At 44.4% G+C, this 16,844-nt stretch carries 13 protein-coding genes; 3 read left to right on the top strand and 10 right to left on the bottom strand.

The features are described from left to right. The first annotated feature begins 60 nt into the window (after nucleotides 1–60). The gene (locus IGJ44_RS02355; RefSeq protein ID WP_005232137.1) at nucleotides 61–1,104 is read left to right on the top strand and encodes a LacI family DNA-binding transcriptional regulator; all 1,044 of its coding nucleotides are present in this window, start codon (nucleotides 61–63) and stop codon (nucleotides 1,102–1,104) included. A 59-nt stretch (nucleotides 1,105–1,163) separates the two neighbouring features. Here the strand turns inward: IGJ44_RS02355 and IGJ44_RS02350 are convergent, their stop codons facing one another. Together IGJ44_RS02350 and IGJ44_RS02345 are read right to left on the bottom strand one after the other, a co-directional pair. After that, the gene (locus IGJ44_RS02350) at nucleotides 1,164–2,831 is read right to left on the bottom strand and encodes a heparinase II/III family protein (RefSeq protein WP_167826669.1); all 1,668 of its coding nucleotides are present in this window, start codon (nucleotides 2,829–2,831) and stop codon (nucleotides 1,164–1,166) included. Next, nucleotides 2,828–3,676, bottom strand: coding sequence for a hypothetical protein (locus tag IGJ44_RS02345; RefSeq protein WP_167826668.1), 849 nt, complete (start codon nucleotides 3,674–3,676; stop codon nucleotides 2,828–2,830). Before IGJ44_RS02345 ends, IGJ44_RS02350 begins: the two co-directional genes overlap by 4 nt. Nucleotides 3,677–3,845: 169 nt before the next feature. Here IGJ44_RS02345 and IGJ44_RS02340 point away from each other — a divergent pair, with 169 nt between their 5' ends. Next, nucleotides 3,846–5,681, top strand: a complete 1,836-nt coding sequence (locus tag IGJ44_RS02340) for a DUF2264 domain-containing protein (RefSeq protein ID WP_167826667.1) — start codon at nucleotides 3,846–3,848, stop codon at nucleotides 5,679–5,681. A gap of 244 nt (nucleotides 5,682–5,925) precedes the next feature. On the opposite strand, the gene IGJ44_RS02335 is transcribed toward IGJ44_RS02340, so the two are convergent. Continuing rightward, on the bottom strand, nucleotides 5,926–6,411 hold the full coding sequence (locus tag IGJ44_RS02335) for a hypothetical protein (protein WP_167826666.1): 486 nt from the start codon (nucleotides 6,409–6,411) through the stop codon (nucleotides 5,926–5,928). 92 nt (nucleotides 6,412–6,503) lie between these two features. After that, the gene (locus tag IGJ44_RS02330; RefSeq protein WP_167826665.1) at nucleotides 6,504–7,271 is read right to left on the bottom strand and encodes an AraC family transcriptional regulator; all 768 of its coding nucleotides are present in this window, start codon (nucleotides 7,269–7,271) and stop codon (nucleotides 6,504–6,506) included. 101 nt (nucleotides 7,272–7,372) lie between these two features. Here IGJ44_RS02330 and IGJ44_RS02325 point away from each other — a divergent pair, with 101 nt between their 5' ends. Further along, complete coding sequence (locus IGJ44_RS02325) at nucleotides 7,373–8,905, top strand: alpha-L-arabinofuranosidase C-terminal domain-containing protein (protein ID WP_167826702.1); 1,533 nt, start codon at nucleotides 7,373–7,375, stop codon at nucleotides 8,903–8,905. A 243-nt stretch (nucleotides 8,906–9,148) separates the two neighbouring features. Here IGJ44_RS02325 and adhE read toward each other — a convergent pair whose 3' ends face one another. The 6 genes from adhE to IGJ44_RS02295 form a co-directional block, all read right to left on the bottom strand. After that, nucleotides 9,149–11,740, bottom strand: a complete 2,592-nt coding sequence (gene adhE, locus IGJ44_RS02320) for a bifunctional acetaldehyde-CoA/alcohol dehydrogenase (RefSeq protein ID WP_010748754.1) — start codon at nucleotides 11,738–11,740, stop codon at nucleotides 9,149–9,151. A gap of 382 nt (nucleotides 11,741–12,122) precedes the next feature. Then, nucleotides 12,123–12,641 carry a GrdB-related putative oxidoreductase gene (locus tag IGJ44_RS02315; protein ID WP_005232156.1) on the bottom strand — a complete coding sequence of 173 codons (519 nt, stop codon included), beginning with the start codon at nucleotides 12,639–12,641 and terminating at the stop codon, nucleotides 12,123–12,125. A gap of 17 nt (nucleotides 12,642–12,658) precedes the next feature. Then, complete coding sequence (gene celB / locus IGJ44_RS02310) at nucleotides 12,659–14,014, bottom strand: PTS cellobiose transporter subunit IIC (RefSeq protein WP_430606064.1); 1,356 nt, start codon at nucleotides 14,012–14,014, stop codon at nucleotides 12,659–12,661. A gap of 68 nt (nucleotides 14,015–14,082) precedes the next feature. Beyond that, nucleotides 14,083–14,415: a PTS sugar transporter subunit IIB gene (locus IGJ44_RS02305; protein ID WP_167826664.1), complete on the bottom strand. Its 333-nt coding sequence runs from the start codon at nucleotides 14,413–14,415 to the stop codon at nucleotides 14,083–14,085. Nucleotides 14,416–14,454: 39 nt separating this feature from the next. After that, nucleotides 14,455–15,402: a N(4)-(beta-N-acetylglucosaminyl)-L-asparaginase gene (locus tag IGJ44_RS02300; protein ID WP_060792619.1), complete on the bottom strand. Its 948-nt coding sequence runs from the start codon at nucleotides 15,400–15,402 to the stop codon at nucleotides 14,455–14,457. Nucleotides 15,403–15,526: 124 nt separating this feature from the next. Next, the gene (locus IGJ44_RS02295; RefSeq protein WP_074535309.1) at nucleotides 15,527–16,828 is read right to left on the bottom strand and encodes a Sapep family Mn(2+)-dependent dipeptidase; all 1,302 of its coding nucleotides are present in this window, start codon (nucleotides 16,826–16,828) and stop codon (nucleotides 15,527–15,529) included. Nucleotides 16,829–16,844 lie beyond the last annotated feature (16 nt).

Here is a 16,844-nt window from a genome sequence, read left to right as displayed (position 1 = left end):
CTTGGTTTTTTTACTAAAAAGAAATATACTGAAGAGGAGAAGCATTGGAGGAGGGATTCTATGGCTACGATTACCGACATAGCGACCATAGCTGAGGTATCAATATCAACCGTATCACGGGTTCTGAACTACGATCCTAGTCTTTCAGTGACCGAAGAAACCAAACGAAAGATTTTCGAGGCAGCTGAAAAACTAAATTATACGAAATACAAAAACAAGCAAAAGCAGCGTGAACTACCAGTGGATGTACCAAAAAAACACAACAAATCGATCGGGATCGTTCAGTGGCGGATGGATGATGAAGAATTGGAAGACATTTACTATATGTCGATTCGTTTGGGTGTGGAAAAACGCGCCGCCGAACTGGGTTGTGATCTGTTAAAAATCTCCAACCTTGATGAGTCAGTGATCCAGTCCGTCGACGGCTTACTGGCGATCGGCAAGTTCACAGAAGAGCGGGTCAAGAAACTCCATGAGCTACACCCCAACCTCTGTGTGATTGGCAGTAACTTTCCGCTGGATGACTACGATTCTGTCAATACCGATTTTACGCAAGCAACGGAGTTGGCTCTTTCTCACTTGATGGGACTTGGTCATCAAAAAATCGCCTTTATCGGCGCCGAGGAAAGTCAAAATATGTATGGGTATCGGCGGTACAAAACGCCAACGGTCAACACCTATGTCGATATGATGCAGCATTATCAGCTGTTTGATGAGGATTATTTCATCGTGAAAGAAAATAGTCGGTTGGATGTCCAAACGGGGGAAGAATTAACGGAGCAGGCTTTGGCTTTGTGGCAAGACCGCTTGCCGACTGCGATTTTGGCAGCCAATGATGCCTTTGCGATCGGGGTCATCCATACGTTAACGGCTCATGGAATCAAGATTCCTGAAGACATCAGTGTTATGGGCATCAACGATATTTCGGTGTCCCGCTATGTCTCTCCACCCCTTTCTTCAGTCCAAGCATTTACTGAAGAAATGGGTGAAACGGGGTTAGAGCTACTCTATAACCGCATCGAAAATCCTGGGATCGCCAGACGCATCTTTTTAAGTACACAGCTGGTGATTCGTCAATCTACCGCAAAACCAAAAGAAGGCTGAGAAGCTGCGGTGTCTTCTTGCATTGATCAACGTCATTGCAAGGAAGCACCGCATCCTTCTCACCCTTTTTTTATTTTAATGGTCGTTTTGATTTCCCCTGTCTGCTCAAGCGCGTATTCGGCTTGGATCAAATACGCTTGTGCCTGTACACCATGGTGGTCTTGATAAGTGACTGGCTGTATTTGGATCTTATCACTGGTAAAACCAAGAACACAGCGTGCTTTTTTTGTCATTAGTTGAACGGTCTTATCTTGCACCATTGGTGGTATGTTCGTAATAAAGTTTTCCACCACCAGATTCTTTGGTTGGTGCTCGTCAAAGACAAAATGGTCTTCGATCGTTACTTGTTGCTGCGAGACCACGAAGCGCCGCTGGTATTCAGTGACCGCTGCTTTCGGATAGAACGCACTGAGGTCTAAGTCAAATTGCTGGTCATTAACCTGCAGCACCGTTGCTTCCTCGGCTGTTGGGCGTTGGGTGTGCTGGTTGATGATTGGCAGCGAATGACTGATTGCGGCTGCGGAAAAGTAGTGATAGCGCGTGTTCTCGTCAAAATACTCTTTGGTGTACTCCCCTGCACCAAGGTCCGTCAGAAACAACTCCTCTGTCGTTCCTAATACAAAATGACCGACATCGAGATGATTGTGGCTTTCTTGATTGCTCCCCCCTTTGGCAGCAAAAAAGAGATCCTGCTGCACATCTTTTGCAACGAACCACTGCGCTTGTTCAAAATAGTGATGATACGAGGCATTCGTTTCTCGTGTGATCGCTTCGTTATGCCAATACAAATTTCGATAGATGTGGGCAAACCGGTAGCAAGGATCAAAATCTAACGGATTGACCCCCGATAATTGGGGAACCGCCACGCCTAAATGCTCGTAGCAATAACTGACCAAGCCGCTAGGCAGTTCGATCGCCGAGTAATCAGAAAAAGGAACGTAATGCCCTGGAGAAATCATCGTGTAATAAGGAAAAGCGGCAATTTTTCTGGTTTTAGGCTGTTTTAGGTAGGTATCTTCTTGCAATACTTCTGCCAACAATTGCGCATAATACAGAAAATAACCAAACCCATACGCCCAGTAACCGACACCTTCCACACAAGCACCATCTTCGCCAAAGCTGTTGAGATAGCTTTGCATTGCAGTATCCAATCGTTTGATCATCCGCAATTGTCGCTCGCTTTTTTTCGGCAATACATAGAGCGCCGTCATTCCAAGACAGCCACCAATAACTGCGGACCAATTGTTCTCTTTTGTCTCCCACTCCCAGGTTTGCTCCTCGAAGGGTAAAAAAAGCCGTTGATCGATCTCATACAACACTCGTTCTGTGATGACTGGTGAAAGGTCTCCTCCAACCAACATAAACAACTCTGCTAAGGATTGCCCAGTTTCAGCTGCAAAAAGATCGACTGTGTGGCGCGCTTGCGAAGAAAACTGGCCATCGACAATCGGCAGATGCGCTGGCAGACACCATGTATATTCATTGCAGATTTCCCAAATCACTTGCTCCAGCAGCACTTTGATCGCTGCCTTACGCTCCATTTCATAAGCAAGTCCTAAAACCACCAACATCCGTCGGCGGGCAAAATAATGGGATTCGAAGGCAACACGATTCCCCGATTCGAGATACTCTTGATAGCCTTGATAAGGCAAATAGGGAATCTCACCAGTGTCAAGATAAGCCTGTGCCGCCTGTAAAATTTCTTCTTTTACATCTGCTGGATTCACGCGTTTTCCTCCTGAATAGAGCGTCCGAAGACTTCGATTTGGGTCAACGCTGGAAATGGTGAGGGATCGTCATTTTGGATCAGCTCATGCAATTTCACCCAAGTGACCGTTCGCGGCTGGAAAGAAAACCGTTGAGGCTGGCTGCTTTTGACCGTCTGCAAGATTTCTTGACTCCCGTCGGAAAACGCCAACGTGACTCGTTGCCAATAGCTATCATGGGGAAAATCCGCCCGTAACGTAAGCGCACATTGGTCGATGCGGACCTCATGACCAAAGTCGATCGTCAAAGCGGCATCTGCTTGTTGATTGATCCCCCATGAGCCATAGGGATAATTGCCATGAGACGTATTGGCAAAAATACCATCAATAGCGTTACAAGCGAAAAACGTCGCATCATCTCTTGTTTCAACATTGGCATGGGCATGCGGATAGGCACCCAAGAATTCTTTTTGATCATGAGGGTTTAAGGCGACATTGCGGTAAGCCGCTAGTTCTTCTTTTGTTGCTACCCGCACACTCAAATAATGGCTTTTCCCAGCAAAACGGCCTTCTGGCGCGGCTTCTTTGGCATTTTCACTAAGATGTACGGGGTAGATCCACTCGTTGCCTTTGATGTACACCAAAGTAGTCGCCAGCGTTTCATCGAGTGTGACCCACACAAATTGTCCACTGCGTGAGAGCGAGACAACGATTTTATCTCCGTCCTCGTAACAATACTCTTGGGATGCCAACGTGACAAAGTCTTCCGCCGTCGCTTGAAGAAGGGTAGGTTCACTTTCAGGTGTTCGTTTGCCTTTTTTTACTTGATGCTTTTGGTCATAAATCGTTAAGGAAATCTGGGTCATTGCATGTAGCTCCTCTCGTATTTTCTCCATTATAGCGATGTCGACAAAAAAATGTAACTGTTTCCAGCGATTTTTTACTATTTTTTTACTTAAAATCGAGAAATGTAACAGTTTCCATTTCTTTATTTTACTAAATAAAGTAAAATAACAAATAAAAGGAGCTGTTTACATGAGAAACTTCCAAGAAGCATTAAGTAAGAACCCTCTTCGAACCAAAACCGATCTAGAAGAGGCCCTTGTTGATCTGGTCACTCCCGTATACGAATGTATGGCACGACAAGGAACTCCCGGGAGGGTCCACCTAGGAAATTCAGGAGCAGTGTACACCCAGGAAAAGAGTGACGTCGAAGGCTTTTTACGGGCACTCTGGGGATTGGGCCCATTGTTCAGCCAAGAAGAAGCGTGCCTTCGTTACCCAAAACTTTTTCAACAAGCCAATGCCGGGATCGTTGCAGGCACCACCCCGACCTCTCAGGAGTACTGGGGAAAACTGCATGACTACGACCAATTGTTTGTGGAAATGGGTGCCCTTGCTAGCTATTTGATTTTTACCAAACCCGTCTTTTGGGATCTCCTCACACCAAGAGAGCAAACAAATCTCTTTGATTGGCTCAATCAGATCAATCAGCACACGATCCCTAAAACCAATTGGCTCTTCTTTCGGATTTTAGTTAATACCTTCTTTGAAATGGCAGCATTGCCTTTTTTAGAAACGACCCTTTTGGCTGATCAAGAAGAGATCGAGAGGTATTACTTAGCAGACGGCTGGTATTTTGATGGCTATGAAAACCAAATCGACTATTATATTCCTTTTGGGATGCAATACTACGGACTCCTTTACAGTGTTCTTACTTGTCGTTCCCAATGCCCTTATCAGTTTAGCTACCGTCAAAGAGCCGCTACGTTTGCGCAATCCTTTAAGCAGTGGTTCACGAAAACCGGTGCGGCATTGCCTTTTGGTCGTAGTCTAACGTATCGGTTTGCGCAATCAAGTTTCTTTGCTGTCGGTGCTTTCGCCGATATAGAATATGAAGGCTTCACAAAAAATGAAGGAAAATATTTACTGTTACAAAACATGCGTTACTGGTTTCGCCAACCAATCTTTACGCAAGAAGGCTTTTTAAGTATTGGCTATGCTTACCCCAACCTAAATATGGCTGAAGGCTATAACGCACCAGGATCGCCTTATTGGGCTTTCAAAAATTTCTGTGTATTGTCCATCCCAGCGGATGCTGAATTTTGGACGCTTGAGGAGCAGGTGCCAACCTTTGCCACACCGGTGCGCAATCCCCATAGTCGGATGCTTTTGGTGCATAACCAAGAAGGGACAGAATTGCAAGCTTTCACTGCGGGGCAACATTCCCACGAACATGCTCACGGCAATGCCAAATACGAAAAGTTTGTCTATTCGACAACGTTTGGGTTTAGCGTACCGAAAGCAACCGTTTTATTGAAACAAGGTGCCTATGATAATACATTGGCGATCTCAGAAGGGCAGACGGATTTTAAAACGGCTTTTGGTTATGAAGCCTTTGCCATTGAAGATGACTACGTCTATAGTCGCTGGCGTCCCTACGAGCAGGTCGTTATCGAAACCTTTGTGATTCCGATGTATCCTTGGCATCTACGTTACCATCGGATTCAAACGGATCGAAGGTTGCAACTGGTCAATGGCAGCTTTGCAGCACCAGCTGATGGTGCTGCGCTTTCTAGCAAAGAAGGCACCTTTTATCAAAGCTCGGTTGGCTGTGTCGGTATCAAAAGCCTCCCGACGCATCAAGAAGGTACCCTCTTGATGCCAGAACCCAACACGAATCTACTTTATAGTCGAACAGTCATCCCTCAAATAAGCAAAACCGTTCTCGCCGGACAACAGGAATGGCTCGTTGCGTGTTTAGGCAATGCCTTTTCTGATCAGATTCCACCCTTTGATGTCACTATCACAGCGGACAAAATAACAATGAGCCAAGGGGATCAGAAAAAAACCATTCAGCTTAGCTACTAGCAAAAAATTACTGACAAATGCTAGTAGAAAAGCTACCGAAAACACCTTTCTGATTTACGGGATTGAAGAATGTCCCCCCAGAAGTTCGATTACGATCTAACGTTTCAGCATCGGTACCTTCTGATCCCTCTGTCTCTATTGGCAAAAAGCAAAAAAATACTTGTCCCACAAAACGGTGCTTCACGTATTGTGAAGTGCCGTTTTTTGGGTACAAGTGATTCATGTTTTGATCGACGATCAGTGCTTATTTCCCAAAAAGCTTTTGGAGAAACCCTTTTTTCTCAGAGACTTCCTTTGTTTCAGTCACCTGAAGCGGTCCAGTTTCCTTCATGACTTGCTGAAAGCCACGATTGTCTTGCAGCAACAGACCGTTTAGTTCCAGGATCCCAGACAGACTGCCAATCATCCGCCGCACCTCTCCCGCACTTTTGCCGAAAAAGCGCTGGTCGTCATTTGCTTCGGCTTCTTCCAAAATAACCAGCAGCTGCTGGATGCTTTGATTTTGTTCACCTAAGACGTACGACAACTGGTCAACTTCCACTGTTGTAGTTGCCGCTGACGGTACTAAATCCGTTACGAGCTTTAAGCTATCTAAATAATCCTTTAAGTCAAAAATGAACGTTTGTGCCGCTTCATTGTTCATTAATTGGCTTTGACTCAATTTCCTTTGTAGCGCTTCCAATTCGCTTGAACGTTTAGAAAGTTCGCTTACGATCGTTTCTGTATCCATACGCCACCTCCTAATGACATTGTCCCGTTTTCTCTTTCATCCGTCAAGAATTCGTCGGACTTTTTTTCTGCGTTTTTACCGATCAGACCTGCCTATTGCTCCTGTTGGTACTTTGTCGGTGCACAGCCATAGCGCTTCGCAAAGAGCCGATTAAAATGGTTGATATTTTGGAAACCAGATTGAAACGCCGCCTCTCGAATCGTTAGTGTTTCGTTGCTGCGTAAATAAAAAAACTTTTGAAACCGAGCTTGCAATAAATCTTCTTTGGGCGTTGTATGAAAAAACTGTTGATAGAGCTTATAGAATTGGCTTTTACCGATGGAAAGCTCTCGGCTAAACTGGTAAAAATCCCATTGCTGTTCGCAATTGACTAACATTTTCAACCGCATCGCTTGAAACAGTTGATAGTGTTCGTGTTGTGGTTGCGGGATGCTTTCTTCAAAATTGCGTTCAAGCAAGACCAATAGATTTGTCATATACGCCGCGATCAATTCTTTCGTGTGCCGTTGCGGCAACAAGGATTCATGATTGATCTTTTGGATCAATTTGTTGATTTGTTGAATATTTTTCGGCTGGAACAGTTGCTTACAAGGGATCGCATAGGTTTCTTCGATCACCTGATCCGTTTGAAACTCAACAAAGCTATTAAAAAAATCTTCTTTGCCACGATAATCTTGATAGACGGTTGGAGGAAAAAGAATGCAGCTACCTTTTTCACTAGTTTCTTGATGACCATCTTCAAAAGTGAAAACCATTGGAGACAACGTCAACACGAAAAGATAATGCTTTAAGCCAGAGGGGCGATAAATATGATCGGAAACAGCATTGTGCATTTGAAATCCTGAATAGGTTACGTTCAACTTCTCACTCCTTCCTACTTGCCTTTAGTATAAAGAAAACGGACAAAACGTCAATAGAATAAGACAGAATGTAGTGTTTATTTTCATGGACTATCGCTACAATAAAAGAAAAGAAAGGGGTTGCAAAATTGAAGAAAACTACGATGTATTTAGACAAACACTTTATTTTGGCACCAGTCGACGAACGGATCTACGGCTCTTTTGTGGAGCACTTAGGGCGCTGTGTGTACGAAGGGATCTATCAACCAGAAAGTCCTTTTGCCGATGATCAAGGCTTTCGTCAAGATGTCGCTGCCTTGATCAAGCAGTTGAATGTGCCGATCGTCCGTTACCCAGGAGGCAATTTCGTCTCTGGGTATAAATGGGAAGATAGCGTCGGCCCTAAAGAGCAACGGCCAGCAAAAATCGATTTGGCCTGGCGGGTAATCGAAAGCAATCAGTTCGGCTTAAACGAATTTATGGATTGGACCAAACAAGTCAATACGGCACCGATGATGGCGATCAATCTTGGGACACGAGGAATCGAAGCAGCGAAAAACTTGATCGAATACACCAATTTAAAAGGCGGCAGCTATTATAGTGACCTCCGCCGTGCCCATGGGGTGGCCGATCCTCATGACATCAAACTTTGGTGTCTAGGCAATGAAATGGACGGTCCTTGGCAAGAAGGACATAAGACAGCCGATGAATATGGCCGTCTCGCAGAAGAAGCTGGCAAAGCGATGCGTCTGGTGGACCCAACGATCGAAACCGTCGCTTGTGGTAGTTCTTCTCTCACGATGCCGACCTTTGGCATGTGGGAAGATACAGTATTAAGTCATTGTTACGATCAAGTCGACTACATCTCCATGCACCAATATTATGGCAACCGTAACGGCGATAGCCAAGACTATCTAGCAAGCAATGTCGCAATGGATCAGTTCATCAGTCAAGTCGCAGCAATCTGTGATGCAGTGAAAGCCAAACGCCGAAGCAAGAAGACGATCAATATTTCCTTCGACGAATGGAACGTCTGGTATCACTCAAATGAACAGGATCAAAAAATTGAACCTTGGAGTCAACACCCACCACAATTAGAAGACGTCTATCACTTTGAAGATGCGTTACTCGTCGCAAGCATGATGATCACGATGCTTCATCACGCAGATCGCGTTAAAATCGCCTGCATGGCACAGCTGGTCAACGTGATCGCACCGATCATGACTTCCGATACTGCCGCTTGGAAACAAACGATTTTTTATCCCTATGAAATGATCAGCAACTATGGTCGCGGTCACGTGTTGCATAGCATTCTTCGAGGGGCTGATTTCGATAGCAGCCACGGAAAAGCTTCTTATGTGGATGCCATTGCGATCGAAAACGAAGATGACTATTTGACCTTTTTCTTAGTAAATAAGGATTTGCAGGATGCCAATGAATTCACTTGCGACTTGCGTCAATATGATTCATTGCAAATCGCTACCCATCAAGTCTTGCACCACCCAGACTTGCATGCCGCCAATACCGAAGCAACCCCGAACAACGTTGTGCCCGTCAATGGAAAAACAGCGGAATTGAATGACGGCATTTTGCGTGTCGTCTTGGAAAAACAAAGCTTCCAGATGCTACGCTTGAAGAAAAACGGCAGCAAGTAACGAGTATATCTGTTTAAGCAAAAAAAAGCAGCAGCCTTGGTGACATCCTGAAAAAGCGAGACTTTTACGGAGTGGAGAAATCCACTCCTTTTTTATGATCCCCCCTGTTCACTTGCTATTTTTCGCATTCTTAACTGATCTGGGCAAAAAGGCGGCAACTGCCAGCTTGTTTTTCAAAAAAAGAGACGACAAAAGAACACCCTGCGGCAGCTAAGATACCGCAGGGTGTTCTTGATTCATTGTTTAGCCGTTATAGGCATCAACGATGATTTGTTTCAATTCAGAGATTAGTGGTTCTTTTGGATTTGCTGTTGTACATTGGTCTTCATAAGCCAATTCAGCCATGCGATCAACTGTTGTATCTAGTGTTTGTTGAGTGACGCCTTGCGCTTTCAAGCTCATATCGATACCAACAGATTGTCCTAATTCGTAAACAGCTGTTGCCAATGCTTCAACCAATTCAGCCGTTGTTTTGCCTTTAAGACCTAAGAATTTCGCAATGTCTGCGTAATCTGTATCGGCACGGAAGAAGTCATATTTAGGGAACATTGCATGTTTTTGTGGGTCTTTGGCATTGTAACGGATGATGTGCGGTAAAAGAATCGCATTTGTACGTCCGTGAGGAATACCATATTCACCACCGATTTTGTGGGCTACTGAGTGACAAATACCTAGGAATGCATTGGCGAAGGCCATACCTGCCATTGTTGAGGCATTATGCATTTTTTCGCGAGATTCCATATCAGGTGTTTTCACTGATTTTTCTAAGTAGTCAAAGACTAACTTGATTGCTTGTAAGCTCAATCCACGAGTGTAATCAGATGCCATTACTGACACATAAGATTCGATCGCATGAGTCAAAACGTCCATTCCAGTGTCTGCTGTAACAGAAGCAGGTACTGACATTACGAATTGAGGGTCAACGATTGCAACATCTGGTGTCAATGCGTAATCAGCTAATGGGTACTTCACGTGTGTTTCACTGTCAGTGATAACCGCAAATGGTGTTACTTCAGAACCAGTACCAGACGTTGTTGGGATACAAACGAATTGCGTTTTTTCTGGTTTGTCGATCTTGTATGTCCGTTTACGGATATCTAAGAATTTTTGTTTCGCGCCGAAGAATGAAGTATCTGGGTGCTCATAGAACATCCACATGCCTTTGGCAGCATCCATTGCTGATCCACCACCAAGGGCGATCACTGTATCTGGTTTGAAATCAACCATCATTTTTGTTCCAGCGTAAACGGTGTTTGTTGATGGGTTTGGTTCTACGTCAGAGAAGACTTCGATTTTCACGTCATTTTTACGACGAGCAAGTACTTCACGAACCGTATCGCAATAGCCGAATTGAACCATACCAGGGTCACAAACGATCATGACACGTTCAACGTTTTCCATTTTCTCCAAGTACATTAGAGAGTTCTTTTCAAAGAAGATTTTTGGTGGCAATTTAAACCATTGCATATTATTTCTCCGTTTCGCTACAGTTTTCACGTTGATCAAGTTCACAGCAGAAACATTTCGTGATACAGAGTTTTTCCCGTATGAACCACAACCAAGTGTCAATGATGGAATCATTTCGTTGTAGATATTTCCGATACCACCTTCTGCAGATGGTGTATTAACTAAGATACGGCAAGCTTTCATGCGTAGGCCGAATGCTAATTGCAAGTCTTCGTTTTCAGTGTGGATCACCGCTGTATGGCCTAATCCGCCTAAATCAAGCATTGCTTCACATTTTTCGAACGCGTCTTCTGTGTTGTTTGCTTTGATCATTGCTAAAACTGGAGAAAGTTTTTCTCTTGATAGTGGGTAATCAGCACCGACACCGTCAAGTTCAGCGATCAATAATTTTGTTCCTTCTGGTACGTTGATGCCTGCTAATTTCGCGATTTCCATTGCTGAATGTCCAACGATTGCTGGATTTACGGCATATTTCCCTTCGTTCATCACGGCATCTTCAAGTTTTTGTAATTCTTTTGCTTTTACAACATAGACTTGATGTGCTTCAAATTCTGCTTTCACAGAGGCATAGACTTCTTTATCAACGATCACTGCTTGTTCAGAGGCACAGATCATTCCGTTATCAAAAGTTTTTGATACGATCAAGTCATTGACTGCTCGTTTCACTTTCGCTGTTTTTTCGATATATGCAGGTACGTTCCCTGGTCCAACACCTAATGCAGGTTTACCAGTTGAGTATGCTGCTTTGACCATGCCAGCGCCACCAGTTGCTAATACGATCGCAATTCCTGGGTGGTTCATCAATAAGCCAGTCGCTTCGATTGATGGATGTTCGATCCATTGCACACAGTTTTCAGGTGCCCCAGCAGCGATGGCTGCATCACGAACGATACGTGCAGCTTCTGCTGAACATTTTTGTGCAGATGGGTGGAAAGCAAAAACGATCGGGTTACGTGTTTTCAAAGCGATCATTGCTTTAAAGATCGTTGTAGATGTTGGGTTGGTTGTTGGTGTTACCCCACAAACGACACCAACTGGTTCAGCGATTTCGATCAAGCCTTTTTGTTTGTCTTCATTGATCACGCCGACTGTTTTGTCATGTTTGATACTGTTCCAAATATATTCTGAAGCGTACATGTTTTTGATCGCTTTATCTTCATAGATACCACGGCCAGTTTCTTCTACTGCCATTTTAGCTAAAGGCATATGTTTGTCTAATGCTGCCATTGCCATTTCATGAACAATGTGGTCCACTTTTTCTTGATCAAAGCTTTCCATTTCTTTTAACGCCACATTTGCCTTCGTTGCTAAATCGTCAATCATTGCTTGTACGTCGATTGTCACTTCTTTTTCCAATGTCTTAGCCATTGTATGTCCTCCTAGTTTTTAAACATGTTTTGTTTGTTAATTACTTCACATACAGATCATACAACATCTTTTTTCGTTTGTAAATAGTTTTTGTGATTTTTTTCACAGTTTTATTAAACTCCCTTTAAATTAAGCGTTTTCAAGAACTTTTAAGGAAAAGAAGTGGACAAAAGTTTCGGTTTTTATTAAGAAAAATGTCATGTGCTAAGTTGAACAATAGGTTAAAAAACTTTTTGTTCACTTTTGAAAAAAATCACTCTTCCTTCTACTATTTTATCTAAGATTGCCGTATACTCCCTCTAGTATTCTGCCCTTCTTTCAATGGCTATTAGTGTCTATCGAGGACAAAAAAACGACCAGCCATCGCTGATCGTCTTTCTCTTTAAAACAAATCCTCTTGGTCTGCTTCTGTTAGAGGCTTCCCGTGGGCAAGCTGGGAAACAACGTGCGCCATCTTTTTGTAGGAATCATTCAATCCGATTCCGCCTTTTTTCGGCATCTTCAAGATATAGATGTCTTTGGCATAGATTGCCACTGCTGGGTTTTCCTCTGACATCGCTGCAGCCCCTGGAATTCCTTGCGCATTGAATACTTTCGTCAATCCTGCTGCCATTTCGCCAAAATTAGGATAATGCATCGCAGGTCCGCAAAGAACGGCATCGGCGTCAAATTTTTTAGCAAACCCCACAAATTTTTTATTCACTTCTTCTTGATGCTCGTGATAATATTGGTCACCACAATAAAGCGTTGCAACGATTTGTGCGTCTTGCTCTTGAAAAAGTGGATTCAAGGTTCGACCTGGACCAAGGGCAGCTTTTTTGCCGCTTGGCGGCAACTGAGCATTTTCATCACTTCCCATCCCTGCAGTGACATGATTGAGAATCAAAATTATTTTTTTCATGAGCGGTGCCTCTTTTCTTATAGATCATCAAAATCGAAATCATCAAAATTGATTTCCTCTTCTTCTTGTTCAACGGCATCCGCTTCTTCTTTTAGATATTGATTATCTAAGACTTTGATAAACGGATAATAAATAGCCATTCCTAAGAGGATCAACAAGACTTGTAACACGGACGCTTGCCAACCACTGACTAAGAAACCAGAAATAATCGGTGGTGTGGTCCATGGCAGTTGAATTCCATTGGTATAGTTGACTAACCCAAGATCCATACAGAAGTAAGAGATAATAATATTGATCGTTGGCACTAAAGCAAAAGGAATCAGCAGAACTGGATTCAAGACGATCGGTAACCCAAAGATGATGGGTTCATTGATCCCGAAAATACCTGGAATCAACGATAACTGTGATAGTTTTTTGACCCGTTGGCTTTTACAGACTAAGATCATGACTAAAATCAAAGATACCGTCGAACCGCCCCCACCAAAGGTCGCGAACATGTCTTGAAATTGACCGGTGATGATGTTAGGAATTTCTGCGCCATTCTTGAAAGCATCTAAGTTTTCAATAGATAATGCCCGTAAGATAGGGTTGAAGACAGCGCCGACCACACTGGAACCATTGATCCCAAAGAACCAGAAAAAATGCAAAAATAGGTAGGCTATGATCATGGCACCTAAAGTATTTCCTAAACTTAACAACGGTGTCTGTAAGAACTTAAAGAGGATCTCTTGCAGATTGCCATAAGACGTCAAGTTGGCTAACCAGTTGGCGATCATAAAAACCGTCACGATCACAAAGCTGGGGATCAATGCCTCAAAGGATTTCACCACAGTTGGGGGAACACCGTCAGGCATTTTGATCGTCCACCCTTTGCGTAATAACGCAACAAACATTCTGGTGGAAATCAAGGCAACGACCATCCCTAAGAACAAACCGCTAGAACCCATCCATCGTAATGGCAGGCTGCCAACTTCATATACTTCCGTAGAGCCTTCTGGTGTGAAAACGGTCGTAAATGGTGTCACGATAAAAAAAGAAACGAGTGAAATAATGGCTGCTTGCATGGCATCAACTTTAAACTGTTTTGCCAAACTATACCCGATCCCACCAACGGCTAAAATCGTCATAATGTCAAAGCTGGCTGTTGCTGGCATATTCAACATCGTTGCCCAGTTGTCTCCCAGCAAACTGCTCATCATCTCGTTCCAATTTGGAATCGGAAAATTGGTCAAGACTAAAAAGAGTGAACCCACGATCAACAACGGTGTGGATAATAAGAAACCATCACGAATCGCAATCAAGTATTTGTTTTCACCGATCGTCTTTGCCATCGGTGTTAACACTTTTTCTAACCAGTTTAAAAATTTCTGCATTTTTCTTCCTCCCATCTGCGTGCTATCTGGCAGATAACACGTAGTCCCCTGTTACTCCAACACTTTTATTACTTTGCTTTGGCTTTTTTGATCAAGCTTAAGGCATCTTTCAACGCTCGTTCGCCATCCATCATGCCGTATGCTTCTGTCGCGATCGTGCCGACTGGAATCCCCATTGGCTCGAAAGTTGCTTTCATTTTGCTATCTAAGTGTCGTACTTGTGGACCTAACAAAATAGCGACTGGTTTTTCTAGTTCGACTTTTTCTTCTGCATGGATTGCAGGGAATGCTTCGATCGTCAAAGGCATGTTGTGCTTTTTGACGACTTCCATCATTTTATTTACCATGATACTCGTTGACATTCCAGCTTCACAAAACAAATAGATTTTTTTCGTTGCCATATCCATTCCTCCAATGTTTGTTTTTCTCAATCGCGGTTGTTAGACCGGCGCTTTGATTCGTTTTTCATAAGCCTCCAACCATTCTTTCGTGATGGGTTCGATCACGGTTGTCTGCTCAGGTCCTGGCGTTGCCATAAAAATAGCAGGCGCTTGATTGGTGGTTGCGACACTAAAGGTAAATTCTACATTGGTTGCCACCCCCCAGCGACCCTGTTTATCTAAGGCGATCAGCGAGAAGGCGCCAGCTTTGCCGTAGCGCTTCTTCAATCGCGCTTCAAAGTCGTAAACGGCTTGATCACATGCTTCTTGCGGTGCTAGCCCTTCTCCCATCAAACGGACGATTTCGTAGGAAAGGCAGCCTTTCATCAAGTCTTCCCCTAACCCTGTGGCAGCGGCACCGCCGATTTCACTATCCACATAAAAACCAGAACCAGATAAAGGTGAATCGCCAACACGACCGCTTTTTTTCATAAATAAACCAGAACTAGAGGTTCCTGCTGCCATGCTTTGGTGTTCATCCAGCGCAACTACTCCCACTGTATCGTGGCCGTCATAGGGATCGAGGTTGTTGGCAGCGATCTCTGCTTTGCGCTTTTCCCAAATGGTTTTGGCTCGCGGTGTCAGCATCTCTTTGGGCTGGAATCCTTCGGCAAGCGCATAAGCGACCGCTCCTTGGCCGATCCGAAAACTATTGAATTTCTCCTCACTTAGGCTGCGTGCCACGGAAATAGGATTTTCCACATCGACGATCCCAGCGACGGCACCAATTTTGAAGGTATCACCATCCATGAAGGCAGCGTCCATTTCCAACACGCCTTCTTCGTTTGGTAGTCCGCCATACCCCACCGATTTATAAAATGGATAATCTTCCACTGCTTTAATGGCTGTTTCTACTGCATCTTGGCAGGAGCCTTGTTGCTCTAATATTGCTTTAGCAGCGAGCACGCCATCGTGTGCCATCCGCCATGTAGCAATCATTCCCCACATAAATATCCCTCCATTTTTCATAGCGCTTTCAAGTATATTCTATACGGTATATACTACTATGTCTATACTAAAAAAAGAGTTTCTCAAAAAAATTGGAAAAACTCTTCTTCGTTCGTGTCTTCGCTTATTTTGTCAGTGCTTGTAAGCTGCGCAGATAAATTTCAAGATTCATCCGTAGATCGGCAACCGCCATGTACTCATCTTGGTTATGAGCGATCCCTTTTTGCCCTGGAAAAGACGGACCAAAAGCAAGGATGTTTGGCATCTTGCGGGCGTAGGTTGCTCCTGTAGTGGTCACGGGGGTTGGATCATTGCCCGTTACTTGGTGATAGATCGTCGATAGCGTTTGGATTTCGGGGGCATCTTTTGATCGGCAGAACCCTGGAATGCTGCGAAGGATCGTAAGGCTTGCCCCTTTTGGCAATGCCTTTTGCACCCCAGCGAGCACTTGTTCCTCCGTTACCGATACAGGATAGCGAAAGGCCACTTCTAACGCTAGTCCACTGGCGGATTTTTGGAGAACCACAGGAGTCAAGATCAATTTTCCTGAATCAGCGTCTTCTAGTACCAAATCAATGCCTTCGCCATAGTGCTGCTGGTGAAAACTTTGGGTGATCCACTGCAAAGCTGCTTGCAATGACGGTGTCGCCGCCAGTTGCGGTGCCGCTTGCTGCGCAAGCTTTGTAATGGCATTGTCCCCTAGCTCAGGGGCATTGCTAGGGGAGCGTTTGCCTAGTGCTTCAAAGGACTGGCTGCCTACGGTTACCGATAGGTGGTCTGGCACATGATCGCGGAATTGATCGCCAGAAAACGCAGCTAACAGCTGCTGTTCTTGGACGGGCAATGGAAAATCAAGTTGCACATTGACGACACCTCGTTCGCCGTAAACCACTGGATACTTGCAGTCTGGCGTAAAACCAAAATGCGGTGGCTGCTCAACCGCTAGATAATGCGGAATATCCGACATGCCGCTTTCTTCATCTGTACCGAAAATGATCCGCAGCGGTAATTGCGGTTGATGACCAAGGTCTTTCAATAATTTCATGGCAAACAAACAGCTGATGATCGGGCCTTTGTTATCTAAGATCCCTCGGCCATAAAAGTTGCCGTCTTTTTCAGTTAGTGCAAACGGTGGGTAGCTCCAGCCAGAACCTGCCGAGACGACATCCAAGTGTCCTAACACACCGATATAGTCGGTATCCGTTGGTCCCCAATGGGCATAGCCGATCGCATCATCAATGACCGTTGTTTGAAACCCGTATGCTGCGCTTTTTTCCATGACGTATGCTAACACTTCTCGTGGTCCCTTGCCATAAGGCGCATGGGGCGCCGGCTCACCTTTGACGCTTGCAATCTGCATCACTTCGCTCAAAAGCGTGAGAAATTCTGACCAATTGGCTTCAATACTTGTTGTGAGTGGATCCATTGTCTTCACCTCTAAA

Origin of the sequence: Enterococcus sp. DIV1368d, assembly GCF_050542975.1 — a bacterium.
In the GTDB taxonomy this organism is placed as follows: domain Bacteria; phylum Bacillota; class Bacilli; order Lactobacillales; family Enterococcaceae; genus Enterococcus_D; species Enterococcus_D casseliflavus.
This window is presented reverse-complemented; position numbering and strand designations above follow the sequence as displayed.